The sequence below is a fragment of the Pantoea sp. paga genome (assembly GCF_007558755.1).
Lineage (GTDB): Bacteria > Pseudomonadota > Gammaproteobacteria > Enterobacterales > Enterobacteriaceae > Pantoea > Pantoea agglomerans.
Genome location: NZ_VLTF01000001.1, coordinates 19118 through 42187, shown reverse-complemented (window position 1 = coordinate 42187; position 23070 = coordinate 19118). Strand labels below are relative to the sequence as shown.

The 23070-nt window shown below is 52.6% G+C and carries 24 protein-coding genes and 1 pseudogene; 12 read left to right on the top strand and 13 right to left on the bottom strand.

Translation table 11 applies throughout. The annotated features are described in order from the left end of the window. Nucleotide 1 precedes the first annotated feature (1 nt). Nucleotides 2–955: a hypothetical protein gene (locus FOV68_RS00205; RefSeq protein ID WP_010245838.1), complete on the top strand. Its 954-nt coding sequence runs from the start codon at nucleotides 2–4 to the stop codon at nucleotides 953–955. A 44-nt stretch (nucleotides 956–999) separates the two neighbouring features. Continuing rightward, on the top strand, nucleotides 1000–2427 hold the full coding sequence (locus FOV68_RS00200) for a serine/threonine-protein kinase (RefSeq protein ID WP_143990136.1): 1428 nt from the start codon (nucleotides 1000–1002) through the stop codon (nucleotides 2425–2427). Nucleotides 2428–2500: 73 nt separating this feature from the next. Here the strand turns inward: FOV68_RS00200 and FOV68_RS00195 are convergent, their stop codons facing one another. Together FOV68_RS00195 and chaB are read right to left on the bottom strand one after the other, a co-directional pair. Continuing rightward, a complete protein-coding gene (locus tag FOV68_RS00195) occupies nucleotides 2501–3175 on the bottom strand; it encodes a gamma-glutamylcyclotransferase (protein WP_162848978.1) in 675 nt (224 codons plus the stop codon). 225 nt (nucleotides 3176–3400) lie between these two features. Continuing rightward, on the bottom strand, nucleotides 3401–3631 hold the full coding sequence (gene chaB, locus FOV68_RS00190; RefSeq protein ID WP_010245846.1) for a putative cation transport regulator ChaB: 231 nt from the start codon (nucleotides 3629–3631) through the stop codon (nucleotides 3401–3403). Nucleotides 3632–4004: 373 nt separating this feature from the next. Here chaB and chaA point away from each other — a divergent pair, with 373 nt between their 5' ends. After that, nucleotides 4005–5096 carry a sodium-potassium/proton antiporter ChaA gene (chaA, locus tag FOV68_RS00185; RefSeq protein WP_039391743.1) on the top strand — a complete coding sequence of 364 codons (1092 nt, stop codon included), beginning with the start codon at nucleotides 4005–4007 and terminating at the stop codon, nucleotides 5094–5096. Between the two features lie 60 nt (nucleotides 5097–5156). On the opposite strand, the gene kdsA is transcribed toward chaA, so the two are convergent. The 6 genes from kdsA to hemA are packed head-to-tail and all read right to left on the bottom strand — an operon-like array spanning nucleotide 5157 to nucleotide 10478. Next, the gene (gene kdsA / locus FOV68_RS00180; protein ID WP_010669989.1) at nucleotides 5157–6011 is read right to left on the bottom strand and encodes a 3-deoxy-8-phosphooctulonate synthase; all 855 of its coding nucleotides are present in this window, start codon (nucleotides 6009–6011) and stop codon (nucleotides 5157–5159) included. Between the two features lie 25 nt (nucleotides 6012–6036). Then, nucleotides 6037–6846 (bottom strand): invasion regulator SirB1, encoded by an 810-nt coding sequence (gene sirB1 / locus FOV68_RS00175; protein ID WP_010669988.1) that lies wholly within the window; start codon nucleotides 6844–6846, stop codon nucleotides 6037–6039. Between the two features lies 1 nt (nucleotide 6847). Next, on the bottom strand, nucleotides 6848–7240 hold the full coding sequence (locus tag FOV68_RS00170) for a SirB2 family protein (RefSeq protein WP_031594610.1): 393 nt from the start codon (nucleotides 7238–7240) through the stop codon (nucleotides 6848–6850). A 23-nt stretch (nucleotides 7241–7263) separates the two neighbouring features. Further along, complete coding sequence (gene prmC, locus FOV68_RS00165; RefSeq protein ID WP_143990135.1) at nucleotides 7264–8097, bottom strand: peptide chain release factor N(5)-glutamine methyltransferase; 834 nt, start codon at nucleotides 8095–8097, stop codon at nucleotides 7264–7266. Next, nucleotides 8097–9179: a peptide chain release factor 1 gene (prfA, locus tag FOV68_RS00160; protein ID WP_143990134.1), complete on the bottom strand. Its 1083-nt coding sequence runs from the start codon at nucleotides 9177–9179 to the stop codon at nucleotides 8097–8099. Before prfA ends, prmC begins: the two co-directional genes overlap by 1 nt. 42 nt (nucleotides 9180–9221) lie before the next feature. Beyond that, complete coding sequence (gene hemA, locus FOV68_RS00155; protein ID WP_143990133.1) at nucleotides 9222–10478, bottom strand: glutamyl-tRNA reductase; 1257 nt, start codon at nucleotides 10476–10478, stop codon at nucleotides 9222–9224. A 216-nt stretch (nucleotides 10479–10694) separates the two neighbouring features. Here hemA and lolB point away from each other — a divergent pair, with 216 nt between their 5' ends. The 4 genes from lolB (at nucleotide 10695) to FOV68_RS00135 (ending at nucleotide 14622) form a co-directional block, all read left to right on the top strand. Beyond that, nucleotides 10695–11318, top strand: coding sequence for a lipoprotein insertase outer membrane protein LolB (gene lolB / locus FOV68_RS00150; RefSeq protein WP_143990132.1), 624 nt, complete (start codon nucleotides 10695–10697; stop codon nucleotides 11316–11318). Continuing rightward, complete coding sequence (gene ispE / locus FOV68_RS00145) at nucleotides 11315–12172, top strand: 4-(cytidine 5'-diphospho)-2-C-methyl-D-erythritol kinase (RefSeq protein ID WP_143990131.1); 858 nt, start codon at nucleotides 11315–11317, stop codon at nucleotides 12170–12172. Before lolB ends, ispE begins: the two co-directional genes overlap by 4 nt. Nucleotides 12173–12308: 136 nt before the next feature. Further along, the gene (gene prs, locus FOV68_RS00140) at nucleotides 12309–13256 is read left to right on the top strand and encodes a ribose-phosphate diphosphokinase (RefSeq protein ID WP_010245874.1); all 948 of its coding nucleotides are present in this window, start codon (nucleotides 12309–12311) and stop codon (nucleotides 13254–13256) included. Nucleotides 13257–13470: 214 nt separating this feature from the next. After that, a complete protein-coding gene (locus tag FOV68_RS00135; protein ID WP_039391735.1) occupies nucleotides 13471–14622 on the top strand; it encodes a GGDEF domain-containing protein in 1152 nt (383 codons plus the stop codon). Here FOV68_RS00135 and ychH read toward each other — a convergent pair. Then, nucleotides 14619–14894 (bottom strand): stress-induced protein YchH, encoded by a 276-nt coding sequence (ychH, locus tag FOV68_RS00130; protein ID WP_010245880.1) that lies wholly within the window; start codon nucleotides 14892–14894, stop codon nucleotides 14619–14621. The genes FOV68_RS00135 and ychH overlap by 4 nt on opposite strands. A gap of 255 nt (nucleotides 14895–15149) precedes the next feature. On the opposite strand from ychH, the gene pth reads away from it, so the two are divergent. The 4 genes and pseudogenes from pth to FOV68_RS24525 form a co-directional block, all read left to right on the top strand. Further along, nucleotides 15150–15737 carry an aminoacyl-tRNA hydrolase gene (gene pth / locus FOV68_RS00125; RefSeq protein ID WP_010245882.1) on the top strand — a complete coding sequence of 196 codons (588 nt, stop codon included), beginning with the start codon at nucleotides 15150–15152 and terminating at the stop codon, nucleotides 15735–15737. Nucleotides 15738–15845: 108 nt separating this feature from the next. Further along, complete coding sequence (gene ychF, locus FOV68_RS00120; RefSeq protein WP_010245885.1) at nucleotides 15846–16937, top strand: redox-regulated ATPase YchF; 1092 nt, start codon at nucleotides 15846–15848, stop codon at nucleotides 16935–16937. Nucleotides 16938–17151: 214 nt separating this feature from the next. After that, nucleotides 17152–18345 (top strand): integrase arm-type DNA-binding domain-containing protein, encoded by a 1194-nt coding sequence (locus FOV68_RS00115; RefSeq protein WP_143990130.1) that lies wholly within the window; start codon nucleotides 17152–17154, stop codon nucleotides 18343–18345. A gap of 177 nt (nucleotides 18346–18522) precedes the next feature. After that, nucleotides 18523–18747, top strand: a pseudogene (locus FOV68_RS24525) (cell filamentation protein Fic); the annotation flags it as partial. Between the two features lie 76 nt (nucleotides 18748–18823). Here FOV68_RS24525 and FOV68_RS24520 read toward each other — a convergent pair. From FOV68_RS24520 to argF, 3 genes are all read right to left on the bottom strand, one after another. Continuing rightward, nucleotides 18824–18961: an integrase core domain-containing protein gene (locus FOV68_RS24520; RefSeq protein ID WP_370513267.1), complete on the bottom strand. Its 138-nt coding sequence runs from the start codon at nucleotides 18959–18961 to the stop codon at nucleotides 18824–18826. Nucleotides 18962–19025: 64 nt separating this feature from the next. Continuing rightward, entirely contained in the window at nucleotides 19026–19253 is a 228-nt protein-coding gene (locus FOV68_RS24515) for a hypothetical protein (protein ID WP_370513252.1), read from the bottom strand. Between the two features lie 828 nt (nucleotides 19254–20081). Continuing rightward, nucleotides 20082–21062, bottom strand: coding sequence for an ornithine carbamoyltransferase (argF, locus tag FOV68_RS00100; protein WP_122458667.1), 981 nt, complete (start codon nucleotides 21060–21062; stop codon nucleotides 20082–20084). Between the two features lie 92 nt (nucleotides 21063–21154). On the opposite strand from argF, the gene FOV68_RS00095 reads away from it, so the two are divergent. After that, nucleotides 21155–21706, top strand: a complete 552-nt coding sequence (locus tag FOV68_RS00095) for a hypothetical protein (protein ID WP_143990129.1) — start codon at nucleotides 21155–21157, stop codon at nucleotides 21704–21706. Here FOV68_RS00095 and FOV68_RS00090 read toward each other — a convergent pair. Further along, a complete protein-coding gene (locus FOV68_RS00090) occupies nucleotides 21689–22933 on the bottom strand; it encodes an MFS transporter (RefSeq protein WP_143990128.1) in 1245 nt (414 codons plus the stop codon). The genes FOV68_RS00095 and FOV68_RS00090 overlap by 18 nt on opposite strands. Between the last annotated feature and the right edge of the window lie 137 nt (nucleotides 22934–23070).

The following is a 23070-nucleotide window of genomic DNA, read 5'->3' as shown; positions in this document are numbered from 1 at the left end:
TATGAAACTGTGGTTGCCCGGCATCATCACCCTGCTGATTGCCTTTCACGCCCAGGCTGAAAATTATCGGGTTGTTTACTCCCCCAGCCTGGCGCTGGAGGTCTATATCGATAATGTGGTGAGTAAAGCGCCTGACGACTGGTGCAAAGAGACGCTGCCACTGCGCATCGTCTCCGGCAAAAGTAAGGATTCGGCGGTGCTGACCACCTTTTTACCGCGCGTCGGCACCCTGCTCGCTAATCAGTGCGGATTACTGGACGAGCTACCCTGGCAGATGACCAGTAAAGAGGGTGGCGTACTGGCCAGCGGCAGCGCCAGTAAGCTGCAGAACTGGCGTCCTATCGTGATGGCAGATGCCACAGCCAGCGCCAGTGAGAGTAATGCTGCACCGCTTGACCTGTCACGGCCCGCCAACAGTACGCCGCTGCAACATTTTGATCTCCCCAGCGGCTGCCATTTTCGCACCGCCTGGGATGAAAATGCCCAGACCCTGTTTATCCCGGATGTCAGCAAGCAGCAGTGCTCACCGGATGGCTGGGCAGAAGGCAAAAGTGAGCTGATGCTGGCGACTCCGGACCACCCAACGCCGGTGGCAGTCACCTTTTATCAGGGCTATCCCATCGCCAATCTGACGATCCCGGACAGCAAGCTGGAGGTTATCGCCGCGAACAATCAGCGCATGATTGTGACACGCCCGGATGCGAATGATAGCTGGCTGGTGCTGCCCTTTGATGCCAAACAACATGTCTGGCGCTTCAATGGTGCCCTGTTGATAAAGATGGATAAGAATGCTGCGCAGCAGGATGCTGACGCTGTGAAATCGCGAGTTGATACGTTGCGCAGCCACTGGGCGCCCTATTTCATGCCACAGCAAAAAGTGAATGTGTTACTCATCGACACCCTGCACGCGGATCTGGTTGATCCTGCCATTGGTGCCTGGCGTAACATCAATTAATTACCGCGCAGCCTGGCGAGCAGGCCGTGTACAGAGAGTTCACTATGTCGGCAAATGATAATCCGAAAACCGTTCCGAATGCCCTGCCTGACGGATACCGTTTCAATGAGTTTGAGATCAAGGAAGTGATCGGAGGCGGCGGCTTCGGCATCGTCTATCGCGCGTGGGATCACCAGCTTGAACGCACTATTGCAATCAAAGAGTACATGCCGGTGTCGCTGGCAGTCCGTGCCGCCGATTTAACGCTGGAGCTGCGCGGTGAGCGTTTCCAGAAGCTGTTTAATGCCGGGCTCACCAGCTTTATTCAGGAAGCGCGTCTGCTGGCCCGCTTTAATCATCCGGGACTGCTGCACGTGCTGCGCTTCTGGGAGCAGAACGGCACAGCCTATATGGGCACGCTCTACTACAGCGGTATGACGCTGAAAGAGTGGCAGGTAACCACCCCGGCGTCGATCACTGAAGCCTGGATCCGCCGCCTGCTGCCACCGCTGCTGGGTGCCATCAGCACCATCCATCAGGCCGGCTATCTGCATCGCGATATCTCGCTCGACAATATTCAGATTCAGGAGAACCAGCTGCCGGTTCTGCTCGATTTTGGCTCGGCGCGTAAAGAGATTGGCAACCTCTCTGACGAAACGGAAATCATGCTTAAACCTGGCTTTGCGCCGATTGAGCAGTACAGCGAAGAGGGTGAAGTTGAACAGGGACCGTGGACCGATATCTACGCCCTGGGCGCGGTGCTGCATAACCTGATTACCGGTAATCCGCCGCCGGTCAGCGTGGTGCGCTGCATTGAAGATAATTATCAGCCGCTGGTGGAACGCCAGCCAGAAGGCTACTCACTGCCGCTGCTGCATGCCATTGACTGCGCGCTGGCAATGAAGCCAGGCGATCGCCCACAAACGATTGATGCCTTTGCCGCGTTGATTGATCTGCCGGTCAGTGATGTGGAAGCGGTGGTAAACAGCTTCCCGGTGCCGGGTGAATCGCCTGCTCTGCCTGTCGAGGAGCCGGTGGAGGCTGCTGCGCCGGTGGTAATGGCGATGAATCATGCCGCCGCGTCCGCCGAGCCGGTGACGCCGCGCACGGTGCGTAAACTGTCGCCTGGATTGCTGGGCCTGGCTGCCGTGGCTATTCTGGCCGTGGTTGTCGCCACCTGGCTGGCGAATCGCCACAGTGCCACACCGGAAGTGGTTAACAACAGCTCAGCCATGACGCAGGCGCCCGCATCGATTCCGTCAGCCGCTGCCGTTCCGGCCGCGCTGGCGACCGTCTATCTTAAGCTGGAGAGCGGTGAAAGCGTGGTGCTTAACGGACAGCCGGTCGAGGTAAAAACGGGCAGCAGCGGATTTGCCGCGCTGAATCTGGCGGCGGGACAGTACAAAATTGACGTTAAGAATGGCAGTGAGACGCACACACAATCCCTGACCATCGATAAACCCGGTACATGGCTGATTAATCCGGGTAACTAAGCCCGGTAAACTGCAGCCGGATCGTAAAAGGGCGCGACACTGTCGCGCCCTTTTACTCTGCTTATGTCCCGGTTCAGGCCTGCTTCAGGCAGGCTTGCTGCAGTGTCCGCACCTGATGGGCCAGCCGGCTCAGACTCTCCTCCTCCATGCCGCGCCGGGTCAGCTCCTCTTCCAGAGCAAACAGATATTGCGCATTGGAGCCGAGCGGGCCAGTGGCCGCGGCAATTAATGGCGCAATCGCCTCCGGGCAGGAGTCCGATTCATACAGCGGATGACGCGGATCCATAATAAAGGTCAGCGCAGTGACGCTGCGACCATCCTCCAGCTGTAATTCACACCAGGTAGGAAGATAGCAGCCGGTGATCATCTCACGCTTCCACAGCAGCGCCAGCTCTTCATGCAGCCGCTCTTCCGGCAGACGAAACGCCAGACCCGTGGTTCTGCCGCCCTGCTTCAGCGCCAGCATGCGGCCGGGATGCGTGGCGGTGCCACGTCCGGCAATCAGCCGCAGGCAGAAAGCACGGTGCCAGCCCTCCAGCGAACCGGACGCCACTTCATCCGCCTCAAAAATCGGGTTCCACATCAGCGAGCCGTAACCAAAGATCCATACCGGGCTGTGATCGGGACGACAGGCCAGCGTGGCTGCCAGCGAGGCCGCGCGCTGCTCGCAACTCCAGAGCAACGCCTCTTCGATATCCCCGAACGACGTTTTACAATCCGCTTTTAATAGAAATTCCCGGGTAAGCAATGCGACCTCCTCAACATCAACGGCGTCCTGCAGAATGGCTCCTGTAACATGATCTCCAAAACGGCGCTGCGTTTCGTTCATCAAATTGACATTAATCTATTTCCGCGCGGCGTTTCAAGCGTGATTCCGGTCGCAGGTTAAAAAAAACCAGATAAACCTTATAGCGAAGATGAAAAAAGAGCCAGATTATCCTGGCCCTTTGGCGTGAACAGGCTAGCGGCGGTGTTAACGTTTAGGATGCCACTTATCGTCATCACCTTTCTCATACTCTTTCTTCACGGCTGCCCAGGCGACTTTGTGCGCCACCTCTTCCCGCGAATCATCGCCGCGTCGATCCTTAGCCTCTTTATATTCTTCCCACGCGCTGTTAAATGCCTGCTGATAGATATCCTGCGCATGCGCGGGAAGCACGTGTTTTACGTTGTCAGGTAAGTCGGTTCGTTTAGAGTAAGGCATAACGGCTCCTCAGTTTATGGATTCCTGTTAAGCCTGGCGCAACACAACAAAAATACAAACAGCCACTTATCTCCCCTTCAAATTAAAAACCAGAAACAGGCCACACAAGTTACAATGATAAGCAGATTTTCTGGCATTCTACGGTCAGATAGATGGTTAAAGAGAAATTGTTGTGGCCTGATTAATATTGCAATATTTGAGATAACTTCAGGTTAATACCGCTTCGACCATTTATTGCATTTAAGTAAAAAGCAGTAAATTTTCCCCGTTCGGACCGGTGAAAAGATAAACTGCGCCCTGCCCTAAAACTGATTATATTTCTAACAGCAGCACTCGCTGTGTCCGGATAATCATTAACCAGAGAGGATGGTGAATGCCTTCACATGAAAAAACACGTCACAAGGAATTCTCGCTGATACTTCCCCTTATCACGCTGGGTATACTCTATTTTTTTGGTGCAACCACATCATTTCCGATTGTAGTCGGTATTAACTTAGTAGCACTGGTTGCCATTCTGAGCAGCGCCTTTAGCGTTGTACGACATGCCGACGTGCTGGCGCACCGGCTGGGCGAGCCCTATGGCTCTCTGATCCTGAGTCTCTCCGTGGTGATTCTGGAAGTGAGCCTGATCTCGGCGCTGATGGCGACCGGCGATGCCGCACCCGGGCTGATGCGCGATACGCTCTATTCGATCGTGATGATTGTAACCGGCGGACTGGTTGGCTTTGCGCTGCTGCTGGGCGGTAATAAGTTTGCGACGCAATACGTGAATCTGGCGGGCGTGAAGCAATACCTGATTGCTATCTTTCCCCTGGCGATTCTGGTGCTGGTGTTTCCCAACGCACTGCCAGGCGGTAATTTCTCTGTCACTCAGGCACTGCTGATCGCGGCGATTTCAGCGGCGATGTATGGCGTGTTCCTGCTGATTCAGACCAAAACCCACCAGAGCCTGTTTGTCTATGAGCATGAAGATGAGAGCGATGATGGCGACCCGCATCATGGCAAACCGTCTGCCCACAGCAGCTTCTGGCATACCAGCTGGCTGATCGTGCATCTGATTGCTGTCATTGCCGTGACCAAGATGAATGCTAATACGCTGGAAAGCCTGCTGACGGATCTGAATGCACCGGCACAATTTACCGGTTTCCTGGTGGCCCTGCTGATCCTCTCACCGGAAGGCCTGGGGGCGATTAAGGCCGTGCTGATGAATCAGGTGCAGCGCGCCATGAACCTCTTCTTTGGTTCGGTGCTGGCGACCATCTCACTCACGGTACCGGCGGTAACCATTATCGCCACCCTGACCGGACAGGAGCTGATATTTGGTCTGGAGCCGCCGCAGATGGTGATTATGATGGCATCGCTGCTTCTCTGTCAGCTCTCCTTCTCGACCGGACGCACAAATGTACTGAATGGAGCCGCGCATCTGGCGTTGTTTATCGGTTATCTGATGACCATCATGCTGTAACGTCACCGGATTTCAGGCGAAAAAAAAGAGCGAATCATCGCTCTTTTTTTTGCAGCAAACTTATTTGCTGGTATCGAGTTCCGGGAAGCTTTTCACCAGATCGTCAATCGCTTTCATCTGCACCAGGAATGGCTCCAGCTTATCCAGCGGCAACGCGGATGGGCCGTCACACAGGGCGTGTTCAGGATCCGGGTGCGCTTCGATAAACAGACCGGCAATGCCGACCGCCATACCGGCACGCGCCAGCTCAGCTACCTGAGCACGACGACCGCCTGATGCTGCGCCAAACGGATCGCGCGTCTGCAGCGCATGGGTGACATCGAAAATTACCGGGCTGTTTTTGGTGACTTTCTTCATCACGTTAAAGCCGAGCATGTCGACAACCAGATTGTCGTAGCCAAAATTGCTGCCGCGATCGCACAGGATAACCTGCTCGTTGCCACCTTCAGCGAACTTATCAACGATATTGCCCATCTGACCCGGGCTGACGAACTGGGGCTTCTTGACGTTGATGACCGCGCCGGTTTTCGCCATCGCTTCCACCAGGTCAGTCTGACGCGCCAGGAACGCGGGCAGCTGGATCACATCAACCACTTCAGAGACCGGCTGCGCCTGGGACGCTTCATGCACATCGGTGATAATTTTGACGCCGAATGCCTGCTTCAGCTCCTGGAAAATCTTCATTCCCTCTTCCAGGCCAGGGCCACGATAGGAGTGAATAGAGGAGCGGTTCGCTTTATCAAATGACGCTTTGAATACGTAAGGAATACCAAGCTTACTGGTGACGGTAACGTAGTGTTCGCAGATGCGCATCGCCAGGTCGCGCGACTCCAGTACGTTCATCCCGCCAAACAGCACAAATGGCAGATCGTTTGCGACTTTGATATCGCCAATACTCACGACTTTCTGTGTCATGCCCTTTCCTTTTCAGTGGGTCCGCTTAGTGCAGCGTGACCTGTTTTTGTTCGATTGCGTGAATCTGAACTTTGATCATTTCGCTGACCGGGTCTTCAGGACACTGCTCAACGAAGTATGTTAAATCATTCAGGGCGATATGTTCGCACTCCAGCTGCGCGTAGATCAAACCGCGATCGCGGATTTCGTAGGGATCGTCAGGATCGATACGCAACAGCACCTGACTGACGTTCAGCGCCAGCTCCATCTTCTTCTCTTCCATCAATGCCGCTTTCAGCGTGTCGAGCATCTTGCGCATCACAGTGACGGTTTTGGCTTCGTCGAGATCGTCGTCATACAGACGCGCTGTCGGGCTGATATTGCCTTTGAGCCACACTTCCAGCGTGTGCCGGTCAAGCGTTTCGCCATTAAACGGGTTGATCATCCACTTATCGCCATCAATCCAGTCGGCGCGCAGAATCAGCTGCGTCGGGAAGATCACCGGCATCAGCGGCAGTTCCAGCTCGGCGGCGATGTGCAGCAGGATAACGCCCAGTGACACCGCCGTGCCCCGACGGGTCTTCAGCACATTGTCGATCCAGAGAGCATCAGAAAGATTGTAGACGCCACTGGCACCGCAAAATCCCCACTGGCGATAGAACAGCTCCAGCAGCTTTTCGAGCTGCATGTCAGCATCTTCGGTATGGCTGACATAGTCACGTGCTTCGGCGACTAACGCCGCAAGTTGTGCTTCCACCGACAACGCCGGGAAATCGGCGCGGATGGCAAGCGTGGCACCAATCACCGCTTCACACAGCGGTGTCTGGCTGAAATCTAATTGTTCGGTCGAGGTCATGCTATCCCCATAACGGCATTTTGGTCAGCGCCAGCTTAATGATGGTCACCAGGGCGATTAACGCTACCAGAAAAGCGATCCAGCGGGTGCGATCAGTGCGTGGACGGCGACTCAATGCCACAAATCCTAAGGCGATGTAGATGATAACCGCTAAAAGCTTCTCCGTCAGCCAGCTTCCTTGCGGCGTGAAGGGATAGAAGTGGGTAATCATCACCAGCGAGACGCCGGTCAGCAGTAACAGGGTGTCGTTAGCGTGCGGCAGGATGCGCACCCAGCGTTTCGTCATCATTGCCGATCCACGACGCAGCCAGTAAAACCGCAGCAGGAACAGCGTCACGGTAAGCACCACCGTTAAGATGTGCAGATTTTTAATCAGGGGATAAAAGGCGAACATCATGAATCCTTTTCAAAGCGCTTTTATGAAGGGAACTGACCTAAGGTCACACGCGGGTTGCCGCCGTAATCGTCGACGGTTTCCACGGCGTGATAGCCTTTTTGCCGCATCAGCGTGGCCACCGCCTCGCCCTGCTGCCAGCCATGTTCCAGCAGCAGCCAGCCACCCGGCAGCAGCCATGTGGGCGCCTGCTCGATCAGCGTGCGCAGATCCGCCAGTCCCGCTTCATCCGCCACCAGCGCGCTGCGCGGTTCAAAACGCACGTCGCCCTGCTCCAGATGAACATCGCTGGCATCTATATAGGGTGGGTTGCTGACAATGAGGGTAAAGCGCTGTGGCGTCAGCGCCTGGAACCAGTGACTGAGCAGAAAGGTGGTGTTGGTGAGGCTGAGCTGCTGCGCATTACTGTTCGCCAGCTCAACGGCGGCTTCAATGCGATCCACGCCGGTGACCTGACAATCGGGACGTTCGCTGGCCAGCGCCAGCGCAATCGCTCCGGTGCCGGTGCCCATATCCAGAATGGTTGCCGGTGTCACGGGCAGATGCGCCAGCGCCTGTTCAACCAGCAGTTCGGTATCCGGGCGCGGGATCAGTGTGGCGTCATTGACGCGCAATGGCAGCGACCAGAACTCGCGTTCGCCCACCAGATGCGCCACCGGCTCACCGCGGGCGCGACGCGCCAGCAGGCTATCCAGCTGCGTCAGCTGCTCATCGCTGAGCACCGTTTCATCAAAGGCGATTAACCAGCTGCGTGATTTGCCGGTCACAAAACCTAACAGGATCTCTGCGTCACGCTTCGGACTGTCACCACCGCACAGCCTAGCGACCGCCTGTTTCAGCCAGTGACGAATATCCATTAATCCTGACCAGCCAGCGCCGCCAGCTGATCGGCCTGGTACTCCTGAACAATCGGTTCAATCAGGCTGTCGAGTTTCCCTTCCATCACTTCATCCAGACGGTAGATGGTCAGGTTGATACGGTGATCGGTCACGCGGCCCTGCGGGAAGTTGTAGGTGCGGTTACGGTCAGAACGATCGCCGCTGCCCAGCAGGTTGCGTCGGGTACTGGCTTCGGCGGCGTGACGGCGGGCCATCTCTGCAGCGTGAATACGCGAGCCCAGCACCGCCAGCGCTTTGGCTTTGTTTTTATGCTGTGAACGTTCGTCCTGACACTCCACCACGATACCGGTTGGCAGGTGGGTAATACGAATAGCGGAGTCGGTGGTGTTAACGTGCTGACCGCCTGCGCCGGATGAGCGGAAAGTATCGATCTTCAGATCGCCCGCATTGATTTCCGGCAGTTCCGCTTCCGGGATTTCCGGCATCACGGCAACGGTACAGGCTGAGGTGTGAATGCGGCCCTGGGATTCGGTCTCCGGCACGCGCTGCACGCGATGGCCGCCTGACTCAAACTTCAGGCGTCCATAGGCACCTTCGCCGGTCACGCGGGCAATCACTTCTTTGTAACCGCCATGCTCGCCTTCGTTGGCGCTGATGATCTCCACGCGCCAGCGATGCGCTTCAGCATAGCGGCTGTACATGCGGAAGAGATCGCCGGCGAAAATCGCCGCTTCATCGCCGCCGGTTCCGGCGCGCACTTCGATAAAACAGGCGCGCTCATCGTCGGGATCTTTCGGCAGCAACAGCACCTGCAATTGCTGCTCCAGCACGTCACTCTTCTCACGCGCTTCCTGCAACTCTTCCTGCGCCATGTCGCGCATTTCAGGATCGTCGAGCATCTGCTGCGCGGTTTCGATATCTTCCTGCACCTGCTGCCAGTCGCGGAAGCAACGGGTCACATCGGTCAGCTGAGCATATTCGCGTGACAGCGCACGGAAACGCTCCTGATCGGCGATCACGCCTGCATCGCCCAGCATCGCTTCCACTTCTTCGTGGCGCTCCTGCAGGGCTTCCAGTTTGGCAACTATAGAGGTTTTCATTTAAATGTGGGATTCCCGTAACAGGTGGCGACAGCGGTGTGCCTAATCGAGACCCAGGCTGTCGCGTAAAATCTGCAGGCGTTCATTATCGCCGTCGCGGGCGGCCTGCTGAAGTGATTTGGTTGGAGCGTGTATTAAACGGTTGGTCAGCTTGTGCGCCAGTTCCTGCATGACTTTCTGCGGATCGGCACCCTGCTGCAGCGCCTGCAGCGCACGGCCTTCCAGCTCAGCGCGGATCTCTTCCGCCTGAGAACGATATTCACGGATCGTATTGACCGCGCCCTGTGAGCGCAGCCACGCCATGAATTCGCTGCTTTCCTGAACCACGATGCTTTCGGCCTGAACCGCGGCCGCTTTGCGCTGCGCCAGGTTCTGCTCGATGATCGCCTGCAGGTCATCCACGCTGTAGAGATAGGCGTTAGGCAGGTCGCCCACTTCCGGCTCTACGTCGCGCGGCACCGCAATATCGACCAGCAGCATTGGCTTGTTACGTCGCGCTTTCAGCGCGCGCTCCATCATTCCCTTACCAATAATCGGTAGCGGACTGGAGGTGGAAGAGATAATAATGTCGGCTTCCGCCAGACGGGCGTCGATCTCCGCCAGCGTGATCACCTCTGCACCCACTTCCGCCGCCAGCGTTTCGGCGCGTTCGCGGGTACGGTTGGCGATGATCAGATTTTTGACCTGATGTTCACGCAGATGACGCGCCACCAGTTCAATGGTTTCCCCTGCGCCAACCAGCAAGACATTAACGGAAGAGAGCGATTCGAAGATCTGACGGGCCAGCGTACAGGCGGCAAACGCCACCGACACCGCGTTGGCACCGATATCGGTTTCCGTACGCACGCGTTTGGCAACCGAGAAGGTTTTCTGGAACATGCGTTCCAGTTCACTGCTCAGCGCCTGACCGCGTGAAGAGTCGGCAAAGGCTTTTTTCACCTGACCGAGGATCTGCGGTTCGCCCAGCACCAGTGAGTCGAGTCCGCTGGCGACGCGCATCAGGTGGCTGACCGCCTCGTTATCCTGATGCCAGTAGAGGCTGTTTCGCACATCCTCTTCATCGAGCTGATGATAATTGCATAACCAGCTCACCAGACGTGCCTGTAAATCGGCCTGCTGCTCTACACTCAGGTAGAGTTCAGTCCGGTTACAGGTGGACAACACCACACCGCTCTGCACCATTGGCTGTGATAACAGGCTGTTTAACGCCTGCTCAAGCGTCTCCGGCCCGAACGAGACGCGTTCGCGCAGAGCAATGGGGGCTGTCTTGTGATTGATTCCGAGAGCGAGCAGCGTCATGGTGGTTTTGGTTGGGATGTCCCAATAATGTCAGGGTTTTGTGAGGCGCATTCTACAAGATGCGACAGATCAAGAAAAGCCATACAAAGGCTATGACTGTAATAAGATTAACCCGATCGTGCTCAATTTGCTGCATAACAGCATTGACGGTTAAAACCGGGACGGTTAGCGTTATCCGTTACGAATAATAAATGTGTCCGAGGAGATGACCACTTGATGCTTAATTCACCACGCAATCTGTTGCGCCTTTTGCCCCTTGCCAGCGTGCTGCTGGCAGCCTGTAGCGTCAACAAACCGCAAGGCCCGGGCCCCAGCGTGACCGCGCCACAGTGGCAACAGCATCAGCAGGCGGTCTCAAAGGTCACGCACTATCAGACCCGCGGCGCCTTTGCCTATCTTTCTGACAAGCAGAAAGTGTATGCCCGCTTCAACTGGCAGCAGACCGCGCCCGACCGCTATCGCCTGCTGCTGACCAATCCGCTGGGCAGCACCGAACTGCAGCTGGATGCGCAGGGCTCGGTGGTGCAGATTGTCGATAACAAAGGCAAGCGTTACGTCAGTAACGATGCACAGAAAATGATTTCGCAGCTGACGGGCATGAACATTCCGCTGGCGAATCTGCGCCAGTGGATGATGGGTCTGCCAGGCGATGCCACCGACTATCAGCTTAACGAGAGCTATCAGCTGCGCAGCCTGAACTACAGCCGCGACGGTCAGAACTGGCAGGTCTCTATTGCGGGCTACGACAGCAAAGTCACCCCGCCGCTGCCTTCGAGTCTGGAGCTGAAAGAGGGTGACCAGCGGATTAAACTGCGTATGGACGGCTGGACCGTTCAATGATCACCCACTGGCCTGCCCCGGCAAAACTGAATCTTTTTCTCTACATCACTGGCCGTCGTCCCGACGGCTATCACAACCTGCAGACGCTGTTTCAGTTTCTTGATTACGGTGACCAGCTGCAGATTACCGTCGATCAAAGCGGCTCGGTTACACTGTTAACGCCCGTGGCGGGTGTTGCGGATGCGGACAACCTGATTGTCCGCGCCGCAAACATGCTGAAACAGGCGGCGCAGGATAACCACCGCCTGTCCGCTCACGCGGGCGCGCAGATTGCCGTTGAGAAAAACCTGCCCATGGGTGGCGGTCTCGGTGGCGGCTCCTCTGATGCGGCAACCGTACTGGTGGCGCTGAATCATCTGTGGCAAACCGGCTTCACGCCGGATGAGCTGGCAGCGATGGGCGTGAAGCTGGGCGCGGATGTGCCGGTGTTTGTCCAGGGCTTCGCGGCCTTCGCCCAGGGTGTGGGTGAACAACTTCATCCCGCAGAACCGAAAGAAAAGTGGTATCTTGTCGCCCATCCCGGCGTGAATATCAGCACCCCAGTAGTATTCAACGACCCTGAACTGACGCGAGATACTCCATCGCGCAGTTTATCGACGCTTTTAGCATCACCCTTCACCAATGATTGTGAAGCAGTGGTAAGAAAACGTTTTCGTGAGGTTGATGAGCTTGTTTCCTGGCTGCTAGAATACGCGCCGTCACGCCTGACTGGCACGGGCGCTTGTGTGTTTGCTGAATTCGACACCGAGTCTGCTGCCCGCCAGGTGCTGGAGCTTGCCCCGAATGGGGTACGCGCATTTGTAGCCCGGGGCGTAAATGTTTCGCCGCTACAGCGTACCCTGCGAGGCGATTAGCGAATGCGTGACAGTGTCACCACGTTCCGGACACTGCACGTTTCGCATCAACACACCCGTGTGAACGCACATGACCGTACGCGCCGGTTACAGTCATGCCGTTCATTCTCTGGACGCAAAGCCTGAGGTTCTTCTCGTGCCTGATATGAAGCTATTTGCTGGTAACGCCACCCCGGAACTAGCACAACGTATTGCCAACCGCCTTTACACCAGCCTGGGAGACGCCGCTGTAGGACGTTTCAGTGATGGTGAAGTGAGCGTACAGATCAACGAAAATGTACGCGGTGGTGATATTTTCATCATCCAGTCCACCTGTGCCCCCACCAACGATAATCTGATGGAACTGGTTGTGATGGTCGACGCGCTGCGTCGTGCTTCTGCTGGTCGTATTACCGCAGTCATCCCCTACTTTGGTTATGCCCGTCAGGATCGCCGCGTGCGTTCCGCGCGTGTACCTATCACCGCTAAAGTAGTGGCAGACTTCCTTTCCAGCGTCGGTGTTGACCGTGTTCTGACGGTTGACCTGCACGCCGAGCAGATCCAGGGCTTCTTCGACGTCCCGGTTGATAACGTATTTGGCAGTCCGATCCTGCTGGAAGATATGATGCAGATCGGTCTGGAAAACCCGATTGTTGTTTCTCCCGATATTGGTGGTGTAGTACGTGCCCGTGCTATCGCTAAACTGCTGAACGACACCGATATGGCCATCATCGATAAACGCCGCCCTCGCGCGAACGTTTCCCAGGTGATGCACATCATTGGTGACGTTGCTGGCCGCGACTGCGTGCTGGTCGACGACATGATCGACACCGGCGGCACGCTGTGCAAAGCGGCTGAAGCGCTGAAAGAGCGTGGTGCTAAACGCGTATTTGCTTACGCGACCCACCCGATCTTCTCTGGCAATGCGGTTGAAAACCTGCGTAAATCTGTACTCGACCAGGTAATCGTCTGCGATACCATCCCACTCTCTCAGGAGATTAAGTCACTGCCGAATGTGCGCACGCTGACCTTATCTGGCATGCTGGCCGAAGCCATTCGCCGCATCAGTAACGAAGAATCAATCTCGGCAATGTTCGAGCATTAATCTTCGCAGAACCGGGCCCTGTGCCCGGTTTTTTTATGCCTGCCGGGTGCCCGATTAACGCGCTTCCTTTTCTGATATTTTCGCGATAAATTCCCCCAAAATCGCCTGTTTTCAACGCCACTCACTCTTTTGATAAAACGCCACGTTCCCTGCTTCTGCCCTGTGCCGTAAAATGGTAATTTGCAGCGCATTTCTCATAAGAACCCTGACCGCCATGAACCTCGATATCTATACGTTATTTGTCTGCGAGCTTTATGTGCTGGGTTTTCTGAGCATCATCATGTTTTTTGCCTGGATCGGATCGCAATATGATCGCGTTCTCGGCTTCACCTGCCTGTCGCTGGTTTTTACCCTGATTGCCGTATTCTTAAGTAGCCTGCGCAGCAGTGGCCTGCATTTCCTGCCCGTTGCTGTGGGTAACGTTTTAGTGATGCTGGCTTACGGCGGATTGTTAAATGCGTTCCGGCGATTCTGCGGCAAGCCCATCGGCACTCACTGGCTGTTGGGCGCTCTGCTCTGGGCCATCCTCTGCTGTTTCCCGGCGTTCTATTACAGCTTACCCAAACGGGTGCTGGTGCTCTGCATCGCCTGCATCGCCTATACCGCCGCACTGATCCAGCTGGTCTGGCTGGCACGTGACACGCTAAAGGCAACTTTCTGGCCTGCACAGCTGCTGCTGTGGATCCATCTGCTGTTTCATCTCGCTCGCCTGTTTCTGGACAGCGCTATTCCCAGCACGCTGCCTGGCGCGATTGGCGGATCAAACTTCTCGATTTACGTCATCCTGGAATCGATTCTGTTTGTCATCGGTCTGACATTTACTATCCTGGCCATGGTGAATGAACAGATGCAGTCAGTCTTAAAGCATGCCTCGATGCACGATCCTTTGACCAGCGTCTGGAATCGTCGTGCTTTATTTAATGAAGCAGAGAAGATTGTGGCGCGATGCCGCCGTCAGAACCGGCCCTTTAGCGCGATACTGTTCGATCTGGATCATTTTAAGAGCATTAACGATCGGTATGGCCATCAACAGGGCGACCAGATATTGATTCACTTTTGCGACATTGTCAGAGGGCTGATACCAGCCGAGGGGCGTTTTGCGCGACTGGGCGGAGAGGAGTTTGCGGCGATAATTCCCGCGGCGGCAACAGAGGCAGAAGTCTGGTGTGAGACGATTCGGCAGGCTGTCTGTGCGTCACAACCCAATTCAATCACCTACTCAGTGAGCATTGGATTTGCTTCTGTCACGCATCAGCAGCAGGGTTTTGACGATTTACTCGCACTGGCGGATAAAGCGCTCTATCACGCCAAGGCCAGCGGTCGGAACCGCATCGCGCAGCATCCGGTCACTGCTGGCATTAGTTAATGGTGTGAATTGTGTGACCGGCGACAACGTTTGTCATAGTGACGATGCCAGTAATAACGATCTTCAACCTTTTCACGACCACTCAGACCCGCCCCGACCAGCCACATCATTGCACCAACAAAGATGCCGAGGATTGCGCCCTGCGCCAGCGCATCTGGCAGATCAAGCGAGGGAAGCTGGTTCATAATTGAGAAACCCACGCCCAGCACCATTGTGACTAATCCCAGTACCATCAAGCTGTTACCCGCTACACGGCAGTGTTGATGTTTCATGCTGCACCTCCATCCATATGAGTCAATAACCGCACACAATGTTAAGTGCCATAAGCTTAGGCAATGGGTGAAGATAACGTTGCGGAGTAGATCACACATCAGCCATAAATAATTAACTGGCCCTGATTGCAGTCTGTTGATTTAGATAGAAAATGATTAATCACTGTCCTGAACCATTTCGATGCTTGTACTTTGTCATCTCGCTCGTGGCGAAGTAAACTAACGCCCTTTCGCGATAACAGCAGGATAATCATTGTGAGCAGCATTAAACTGATTGTGGGCCTTGCCAATCCAGGCGCTGAATATGCCGCCACGCGCCACAATGCGGGTGCCTGGTATCTGGATTTACTGGCTGAGCGCCACAATCAGTCACTGAAAGAGGAAGGCAAATTCTACGGCTATACCGCCCGCCTGGCGATAGCCGGAGAGGATGTGCGCCTGCTGGTGCCGACCACCTTTATGAACCTGAGCGGGAAAGCCGTGGCGGCGATGGCGACCTTTTATCGCATCGCGCCAGAAGAGATCCTGGTAGCACATGATGAACTCGATCTGCCACCCGGCGTGGCGAAGTTCAAGCAGGGCGGCGGGCATGGCGGCCATAACGGGCTGAAAGATATCATCAGCAAACTGGGCAACAACAATAATTTCCATCGGCTGCGCATCGGTATCGGACATCCCGGCGATCGCAACAAGGTGACCGGATTTGTGCTGGGCAAGCCACCCGCCAGTGAGCAGAAGCTGATTGATGATGCCATTGATGAGGCGGCGCGCTGCACCGAACTGTGGCTGAAAGAGGATCGTATCAAGGCGATGAACCGGCTGCACGCCTTCAAGCCTGCTTAAACGCCCGAATCGTCGTGATTCCGTGTATAATGCGCGAAATTTTTCAATTCGTCTCCGACAGTCCGCCTTCTTGCGCACTGTCCATCCAGTTATAAAGGGTATCAAACCATGGGATTCAAATGCGGTATCGTGGGCCTGCCGAACGTCGGTAAATCCACTCTGTTTAACGCGCTGACTAAAGCGGGCATCGAAGCGGCTAACTTCCCCTTCTGCACCATTGAGCCAAACACGGGCGTGGTACCGATGCCTGACCTGCGTCTCGACCAGCTTTCTGAGATTGTTAAGCCGCAGCGCGTGGTGCCGACTACCATGGAATTCGTCGATATCGCCGGTCTGGTAAAAGGCGCGTCGAAAGGTGAAGGTCTGGGCAACCAATTCCTGACCAACATCCGCGAAACCGAAGCGATCGGCCACGTAGTGCGCTGCTTTGAAAACGACAACATCATCCACGTTGCGGGCAAAGTTAACCCGGCTGAAGATATTGATGTGATCAACACTGAGCTGGCGCTTTCCGATCTTGAGACCTGTGAACGTGCGATTCAGCGTGTGCAGAAGAAAGCCAAAGGCGGCGACAAAGATGCCAAAGCCGAGCTGGCTGCGCTGGAGAAGTGCCTGCCGCATCTTTCTGAAGCGGGCATGCTGCGTTCACTGAATCTGGATGAGGACGACAAAGCGGCAATCCGCTATCTGAGCTTCCTGACCCTGAAACCCACAATGTACATTGCTAACGTCAATGAAGATGGTTTCGAGAACAACCCGTACCTGGATCAGGTGCGTGCTATCGCCGAAGCGGAAGGTTCAGTCGTGGTGCCCGTGTGCGCCGCCGTTGAGTCTGACATCGCTGAGCTGGAAGATGAAGACCGTGACGAGTTCATGGCAGAGCTGGGACTGGAAGAGCCAGGCCTGAACCGCGTTATCCGCGCCGGTTACTCCCTGCTGAACCTGCAGACCTACTTCACCGCTGGCGTGAAAGAAGTACGTGCCTGGACCATCCCGGTTGGCGCGACGGCTCCACAGGCAGCCGGTAAAATCCATACCGACTTCGAGAAAGGCTTTATCCGCGCCCAGACCATCGCGTTTGAAGATTTCATCGCTTATAAAGGCGAGCAAGGTGCTAAAGAAGCCGGCAAGATGCGTTCAGAAGGTAAAGAGTACATCGTGAAAGATGGCGATGTGATGAACTTCCTGTTCAACGTCTAAATAAAATGTGTTGTCTCATGAGGTTTCATTGAGACTCATGAAAATTGACAAACCTATCAAAATCCACGCAATTGCGTGGATTTTTTATTCCACATTGTCTCTTATGATCTCATGGGAGCGCAGTCTAAAATGAGTACATAGATGAGTACAATCCGTTTCCATTATCATTTTAGGTGAGTACAATGACGGTATAAGAAATAGTCAAGGACCCGCTATGCTCACTGATACGCAATGCCGCACTGCCAAGCCGAAAGAAAAACTTTATCGGCTCAATGATTTCAATGGTCTCTACCTCGAAGTGAAACCTAATGGCAAAAAGGCATGGCGCTATCGGTTTAAACTCAACGGTAAAGCCAGCATGTTTGCGCTGGGCGACTACCCGATGGTAAGACTTGCCGAAGCCCGCGAAAAATGCGAGCAAGCGCGTAAGCAAGTCGCGGATGGTGCTAGCCCTACACAGGCTCGCCAGTTAGATAAGCTCCGCAAGGTCAATGACGCATCCAACACCTTTGAGCTAGTCGCCAAAGAGTGGCTGCAGATGAAAGATTGGGCCGAAATCACTAAAACGCGGCGACTGGATATGCTTGAACGCGTGGTTTTCCCGGCAATCGGTAAGCTCTCAGTCAGAGAGATTACTCCACACCATATACTTAAAATTCTTCAGGAAACCGCTAAACGAGGCGCTCCGACTGTTGCCGCTGAAGCGCGACGTACTATTTCATCGGTTTTCGAGTTGGCGGTGGCAACGCTTAGAGCTGACAGCGATCCTGTCTGGCCTGTACGCAAGGCGCTTCCGGCAAACAAAACTCAGCACAAACAGGCCTTGAAACCACAGCAAATCGGGAAGCTATTAAGCTGTTTTGATAACAGTCGCGGCTCATATCGGGTTAACTATTGCATGTGGCTAATGTGGTGGACGCTGGCGCGACCAGCCGAAGTCACCGAGGCTGAGTGGACAGAATTTAATCTTGGTAATGCACTGTGGACCATTCCGGCAACGCGCATGAAAGCTCGTAAGGAGCATGTTATCCCCCTCCCCTCCCAAGCCCTCAACATGCTCAAAACACTACACGGACTAACGGGACATCGGCAGCATCTTTTTCCAGGCAGGGATAATCCGCTAGGTCCAATGACATCGCACTCTCTGCGACAGTTACTGAAAAGCCTCGGTTGGAGTGGTACTTATAGCCCACATGCTACCAGAACTACAGGCAGTACACGTTTAAATGAGATGGGCTATCGACCAGATGCTATCGAAGCTCAGCTAGCGCACGCTGATACCAACAATGTTCGCCGCGCGTACAACCATGCGACCTACCTTGATGAGCGTAAAGTGATGATGCAGGAATGGGCTGATAACCTTGATGGATTGGTAAGCAGCACTGACAGCAGTGCTGATGATTCTTAAACGATGATGCATTGGTGTGTTAACACTGATTAATAACGATTATTTTACAAAATAATTTAAAAACAACATTTAACCTGCACTATAGTAACCATCTGATTTTATGAATATTTTTTGCTGTAATCATCCATCGATATAATCCCTCTGTTTTCAATCCTTCTAATAACACATGGCATCCCCATGAGCCCATACCATGCATCCAGTAGCGAAGGACAGCCTGAGAAAGACTCTGGCGAGCAGGTTTTGGCTAACAAGGTGGGGATCGCTACTTCTGATGAGATGGATGAGGCCGGACTTGTCCTGTTAGAACAACTCTGCCCGTCCGTTTTTGAAGAACAGTTCCCAAAAGGACTGCTCCTTGTAGCCATGCTAAGACGCTGGCATTGCCGCTGGTCAGGTAACATCTGCCGTAAGCACAACTGTTTTAGTTCCACGCACTTTTTGAGAGTTCCGGGTTTTTAGTCGTCAACCGCTACTCTTCCTACGTCAGATTATTCAGGGATTTATGAGGTCGCTGCGTGTTATATTCACCCAGCCAGCGCTCCGTAATATTCCTCGCTTCATTCAGTATCCTGAACAGATAAAAATCAGCATTTCTGTCCGGTACGTCCCGTTGAATCGTTCGATAAAGGCATTCTGCGTCGGCTTAATCAGCTTAATAAATTCCAGCATCATTACATGCTCTAAAGTCCATTGAGCCAGCCCCATTTAGACCAGTTCCGGTCCGTTGTCCATATCCGCTTCTTCAGCGGATAGCCTCGGTTTTCCACGATCCTGTCCAGTACCCTGATGACGCACTGAGCCGGGTTATTCAGGTCAATTTCTATCACCAGCGCTTCACTATTAAAATCGTTCACCACATAATCGGTCGAAAGCCAACCATTTATAACCATCATGTTGATTGGTTGCATCACTAACACAATTTTTAAGACGAAAATGATCTACTGCATTATCAGAACGGGTAATGGGAGCAACACTTGTCGTGCAATAATTATGATAATTAATTTTTTAATTCATGCCAAATATGGCCGTAATCATTAGGGGCTGCCCCTAGAGACAATCGTTTGTTTAGCTCTTTGAGCTCAATGTAATCAACCTGTAGGCATAGACAATTTTAGTCGACTTACATACCTCAAGAGTTTTCTACTTCATCCTTATTTGGATGTTTTAACAGTAGCTCTGCAATTAAGTCTTGAGCTGATTCCTCATGCTCTGTGCGAGGCATTTCAAGTACTTGCTTTGCTAATTATTGATGTCAGTTGAAACGAAAAGAGCGCATCTTTCTCAGGGGGATGATGGCGGTTCTTTCAGGTGTATAACAATAAGACTTTAGCAAAACTCTGTAATTATTGACCGATGCTTGTGCTGCGCAGGTCAACACGGTAATCAAAACAGAAAAACCTTTTCCGAGTTGAAAAGGTTTTCTGTACTAAAGCGTTATGAGGTTGATTGATTGTTATCAACCCCGCATTGCTGCAGTCTATTTGTAAGCACAAGCGGAAAATCATCGTTGTGCGTCGTGCCAATCGCCAAACGCCCGGCGCTAGCGAGGCTTAAAATTTTTAATCAAAATTGCTCACATCCCCCCACCTGATGATGGCGAATCTAAAAAATTAACGCTTGTCCAGCTATGCGTCAGCAGGCTAGGTGTTAGCATTGCATGTCAAAACCAGACCGCCAGTCATGCAGAATTAGCAGACTATTATCCAGACATTGCGTTTATTTTCCTCTGCCGGTTGTCAATTAATTGTGGCGATCATCAGCGACTTAATAGTATGCATGCGATTCTCAGCCTGCTCGAATACCCGACTTTGGGGACCAGTAAAAACATCGTCATCCACCTCTCGGATATCGGGGAAATTTCGCGCCACTTCAGTCTCAAGATCGTGAAAAGCAGGAAGACAGTGCAGAAAAATCGTATCTTTCCGACCAGTCATATCAAGTACCTGCTGTGTAATCTTGTAAGCTTTGAGTGAATTGATTCTCTGTTCAATTTTATCTTCTTCACCCATCGATACCCAGACATCAGTATAAATCACCGCAGCGTCTTTAACCCCATCCTCGATTGAGGAAGTGAACGAGATGCTTCCCCAACTTTCTGGCGTATCGGCTTTAATTTGCGCGACTAAGGTTGCTGAAGGTAACAGTGATTCTGGCGAGACGATTCGCAAGTGATATCCTAACTTAAGCGCACCAATCGCCAGCGAAGTGGCAACATTATTTCTGCCATCGCCGACATAGGCAACCTGTAATCCAGCCAGCTCGCCAAACTCCTCCTGCATGGTTAAAACATCGGCCAGAAGCTGGGTTGGGTGGTGATCATCGGTAAGACCGTTCCATACAGGAATACCCGAATAGCGCGCCAGATCTTCAGCAACCGTATGATCAAAGCCACGGAAGGCAATACCATCAAAATTCCGTCCCAGCAATTTTGCGATATCCTTCACGCTCTCTTTATAACCAAAACGAATATTTTCGGCGGGGAAAAATTCAAGACTGGCTGCCTCATCAGCACAGGCCACCACAAATGACGTGCTGGTCCTGGCAGAAGGTTTAAGAAAAATACCGCAGATATTTCGGTGTTTTAGATTCTCATCAAATACCCGGTTTCTTTTTTTTTCTTTAAGTTCACTGGCCTGCGTTAAAATAAAATCGAGCTCTTCGGTAGAGAACTCATTTAACGTCAACAAACTTTTCCCCGTTAGTTTAAATCTGTTCACCACACTCTCCTTTCGCGATATACATGATATACTAAGATTTCAGAATTAAGCAGCGGAACATTATGAGCTGACTGATTAAGGACCCGTGAATAATGCAGGCTTTACTTTATGGCATAATTTTATACCTTTCGCTGTCACTATCTCCTGGTCCCCGTACGCAATCATTACTGCGAAAATCCGATAAAAACGTTTTACTAAAACAGAACCTAGCTGATGTGGTTTTTAGTTTGACCCTGTTATGCTTTGCAGTTGTCTGGCGATTCTGGATGTCAGGCCAGTTAATCATCGCGACAATGGTATTTTATATCCTTTTTGCAGCGTCTGTTTTTTTTAGTCCGCCAAAACGTCTGACCACAGATAGCGCGGAAAAAACACCGTTTTCCTCTTCGTTAGCCAACTACGGAATATGGTTTGATGTTGTGCTGCCCTGCGCCATCACTCTCGCCTGTCTTGTTGATGTAAACAGCGATCTGCTACTTTCCTCCGCGGGTTATTGTGTTGCTGCCGTCAGTTTTAATAGCACTCTATTTTATTTCAGCCACCGAATTAATTATGCGTTCTGGGGTGCCTGTAGACTCTTAATGCTATTGCTCTTATTGATGATTACCCTGGTACTGCTATCGCTATCACATCGATTTGGTTAACCGCGACAATTTATGCATTCTCCTCTCCGTCCAGGGAACCAGAAAACCGTAGCATAACAGTGAGAACAACATACAACCGATCATTAGAGGGAATAGCAGTTCTGGCATGCCATGAGCAAGCATTAAACCGGTGATCAAAGGATTGATTGCACCACCTAGCGTCGACAGATTGTGCAAGCCAAAATAAGTGCCCTTTAGCTCATCCGATGAAATAGCATCCACCGCAACATACTCAACCGGTGAGAGAATAATCTCACCGATGCTGAACACCACCATTCCCATTATCCAGCCTGAAATGTGCACGTTCGAAACCATAAATACAGCCAGCGCAATAATATATAGGCCCGCGCCCAGCCATACCGCCCTCACCAGATTGCCCTGGTTGACTTTTGAACCTAAAAAATACTGCAACGTCACCACCACAATAGCATTAACCGGGGTGATAATCCCCAGAATCACATAGGCGAGATCCTCACCGCTGTTAAAGGTAATGTACTGGGATGCACAGTTGGAAAACCGGGCAACAACAAAGCTGATAAAAAACGATCCAAGAGTAAACAAAATAAGCCGTCGGTCTTTCAGTGCCATTCCCATTGCGCCCGACATAAAATCGTTAGGCTTCGACTTGTTGGCCATCAATCTGTTATCACTCTGTGCGGTTTTTAACAGGCAGGCAATCAATAACGCCGTGACTAACGCAATTCCACCTGAGAGAAAGAAAGTCAGACTAGCGCTGAAAGTGACCAGCCATACTGCTAGCGGAGGAGCAATCACCCAGCCAATATTAATAAACGTGTAATTAAGCGAGAAATAGCGACTTCTGGCCGAAGCATCAGAGATCAGTGAAAGTTGCTTTTTTATCGCGGTGGAAATCACAGGGTAAGCACAGTTAACCAAGGTGAATGAAATAACAATCCACATGATACTGTTATTCAGCGGTAGCAGACAAAAACTAATGCCAAATACCAGCGTGGCTGCTAATAAAGCTTTTTTATTATCAATTCGATCCGTTAATGCACTCCCATATATACCAAAAAGCACGCCAGTCACCATTGAACAGGTCAGAACGATGCCAGTAACTGAAAAGCTGTAACCACCAGTATTAAGCAGATAAAGAGAAATAAAAGGCAACGTCAAGCCTCTCGCCACCGTCAAAAATAATGAAGATCCAAGTAGTACGGTTAAGGTTCGATAATCTGCCGTGACCAGCACGTTGTCTCGCTTCATTGTAAGCTAAGGTTTTTTATAAGTTTGCATAGACCACTAATCAAATCACATAAACTCACATACGTCAAAAAACCCTAAACTATCCATATATCACTGAAATAACTAATTTTTAACAATTCCAATTCTGGAGCCCAGGA